Annotated in this window: 4 protein-coding genes; 1 reads left to right on the top strand and 3 read right to left on the bottom strand. The window is 42.3% G+C overall.

Annotated elements, in window-relative coordinates; translation table 11 throughout:
• The 3 genes from M0Q17_RS11100 to M0Q17_RS11090 form a co-directional block, all read right to left on the bottom strand.
• The coding region (locus M0Q17_RS11100; RefSeq protein WP_295086838.1) for a DUF87 domain-containing protein at window positions 1-1,384 on the bottom strand (1,384 nt) is incomplete at its 3' end.
• Between the two features lie 3 nt (window positions 1,385-1,387).
• On the bottom strand, window positions 1,388-2,008 hold the full coding sequence (locus M0Q17_RS11095; protein WP_295086836.1) for a hypothetical protein: 621 nt from the start codon (window positions 2,006-2,008) through the stop codon (window positions 1,388-1,390).
• A 3-nt stretch (window positions 2,009-2,011) separates the two neighbouring features.
• The gene (locus tag M0Q17_RS11090) at window positions 2,012-2,425 is read right to left on the bottom strand and encodes a PrgI family mobile element protein (protein WP_295086833.1); all 414 of its coding nucleotides are present in this window, start codon (window positions 2,423-2,425) and stop codon (window positions 2,012-2,014) included.
• A gap of 178 nt (window positions 2,426-2,603) precedes the next feature.
• Here M0Q17_RS11090 and M0Q17_RS11085 point away from each other — a divergent pair.
• A partial coding sequence (locus M0Q17_RS11085) for a hypothetical protein (protein WP_295086831.1) occupies window positions 2,604-2,888 on the top strand: 285 nt, incomplete at its 3' end.

Below are 2,888 nucleotides of genomic sequence, written 5' to 3'. Positions count from 1 at the left end.
GGATTCCTTTTTTCATTTCTGATCTTACTTTATTCCAGATGTACCGCATGATGATGAACATGGCCATGGGCCTGAGTTCGTCTTCCATGTCTCTTATGCCAAAAACCGTGAACTGCTTGTCCATGGAAATGTTGGTCGGCTGATTAAAGAACTGGGCAAAGGTTCCTTTAGTGAACTTCCTTATTCTTCTGACCAGGGACTCTGCTCCTTCCATGCCTTCCAGAACCTGCTCAAAATCAGACATTAAGGGGGTTTTCTCCTGCCAGGTGGCAGGATCTGTCTCTGGGGTTATGTCTTTGGCAGCATAAGTTTCAGTCAAAGCCCTGTCAATAATCGCGTCTTCTTCCGCTGATAACCCTCCCATCATAATACGCAAAAGTCCTACCAGGTTAATGACATTGGACCTGAGGACATCTTCCGGTTTTTCGTCTTTGCGGGGAGTCGGCAGATCAAAGGGGTTAATGTGGCTAGGTGAGGCCAGAGACATATTGAAGAAAGAACCGTCCACTGCGTCAGCCAAAGTGTTATATTCGTTCTCAGGATCAAGAATTATGCATTCCACGCCAAGCATCAAAGATCTCAGGATCTCCAATTTGACTGCGTAGGATTTGCCCGATCCTGACTTGGCGAAAATAACGCTGTTTGCGTTTTCCAAGCTGAATCTATCAAAAAGCACTAAAGAGTTGTTGTGCAGGTTTATGCCGTATAAAATTCCGTCGTTAGAGCTCAAGTCAAACGAGGTGAAAGGAAAGGTCGAGGACAGGGGCTCTGTATTCATGGGGGTGTGGACAATGATTTGGTCCAAGCCGTAAGGCGAGGTTGAGTTGAACCCTTCCTTCTGCTGGTAAAGAGATGGTTTAATGTAGATCAGCCTTGATTCCAGGATGGATCTTAAATTGGTTTCCACTTTCTTTATTTCCTCTAGGCTTTTGCCGTAAACAGTTAGATAAAGCCCGAACTTGAACATCTTTTCCTGGGCGGTTTGCAGCCTTTCTCTCAAGGTTTCCAGATCCTGGTAAGCTGTTTCTAAAGCAGGATCTCTTATTAGCCCTTTTTCTTCCTTTTCCATGATTTCAGCTTGGACCTCCGTGACTTTCCTTCTCAGCTTCTTTAAAGTGTCGCCCGTGTCAACAGGATGGACGTGAAAGCTGATGTCCATGGGCTGGTCAAGGTTGATTATCGGGGATAACCAGGCGGTGCTCAGGTATCTGGGGTAAGAAAAAATGAAAAACGACTTGGCGAATCTCTCCCCCAGCTTTATGTAGTCCGGCTTAACCTCAATGGAAGAAGGGGCGATGATGTCTTTTGCCTCTACCGAAGGACTGGCGAACATTCCTTCTTGTTCTTCCTCTGATTTTTTATTTTTAGAAAAAGGAAAAGCCATAGATTATTGCGTTATTTCCGGAGGTATTTCAGGATAGTAACCGACCTCAGCTTCTTCGGGATGGTACAGAGCCCAAAAGAGCTCTATCATCTCCAGGGAGTTTAGAAAGGTGCATTGCAAACCGCATCTTCTCAGCCCCATAGCGACAAAATCGGTTCTCTGCTGTAATTGGGCTTTGGCTCTTTGGAATTCTTCTTCGTTAAAGCCCGTTTCTTTCTTTCCTCCTATCTTAGGGATATCTATTAAAGTAAAGGGAATTACGACAAAAAACGTCTTGGCAAGAACCTGTCGGCCGGCGATCAATTCATTAATGAATTTTCTGTATTCTGCGGTCTGGATTTTTAATAGCTCGTTCTCCTGTTTAGCTTCCACCGCTTTTAACTTATCCAGATACCCGGCGATATTCAGAATGCGGGACTGGACGAGAATCTGGACGGAGAAATCCAGGGAATTTAAAAAATTCTGAAACTGGTAAATTATTGCCTGCTGTTCTTCTTCTGACTTTAAGGCAAAGTTTAGAGAAGAAACCATCAAAACCGCCCTGAGGGATTTGTTTTTCAAGATTAAAATGCCGTCTTTTATCTTATCAATTTCCAAGAATTGTTGTGTGGGGGTTCTGGCCATATATTATTTTGTTTCGGTTTCTATCTTCGTGTGCAGTTTTTTAAGCCTGCTTTTCTCGGCTATTTTTAAAGGAAGTTCTTCTTCTTTTTCCTCCTCTTTCTTTTTGGATACTCTTTTGTAAACTTTTATTCCTGGCTGTTCTTTCCTTTCCCAGATATAAATTTTAGGTTCAGCTCCGAATTTCAAAAAATTAGCCAAAAGGGAAGGCAAAGATACTCCCCCGATTTTCAAGAAAGCTAAAGCTGCTGCCGCCCCTCCGACGATAATGCTGACTCCGAGAAAAACAGGAAAGGGCGTTGACATGTAAAGAATGAGGCCTATGACCCCGGCAGTTCCAATAAAGGCAAATTGCCTGAAGGTCAGGGGGCCTACAATTTTTGTTTCTTGCTCTATAAACTGAGGAACGTTAAATCTCATGTTTTACTTTTTTAATTTTATCATAAACATTATAAAGCAACAAACAAGAAAGTAGAGAGTAGTGCTTAGTGAAGGCAAAAGTTGACAAAGTTATATCCTGACGTTATAATAAAAATACCGAAGAACGAAGTTTTCGGTAAAAAGATATTTAAAAAGTAAATAATAGGAGGCAAGGACAATGGATTGGGAAGAGGCTTTTCGCGAAACTAAAAGAGAAGATAGGCGCAGGAAGCAGAAGGGGAAAGAGGAAGCGAAGAGGCGTGAAAAAGAAAAAAAAGAAGCTCAAAAAAGAGTAGAAGAAGTTAAACTTCAAGTTAAAAAGGTTTTTAAAGCTTTCGTTAAGTCTTGTCCTGGCATATGGAGAACTTCAGGTTTTTTCCCGGGAGAAATATTGGAGGATAGCGATGGCTTTCCATATTTTTCTGCCCATGAGTGTGTAAGCTACGGATGGGAAACGCACATA

Source organism: Sulfurimonas sp. (assembly GCF_023229105.1).
GTDB lineage: Bacteria > Campylobacterota > Campylobacteria > Campylobacterales > Sulfurimonadaceae > Sulfurimonas.
The sequence above is the reverse complement of the archived record's forward strand: the minus strand, read 5'-3'. Positions and strand labels throughout refer to the sequence as shown.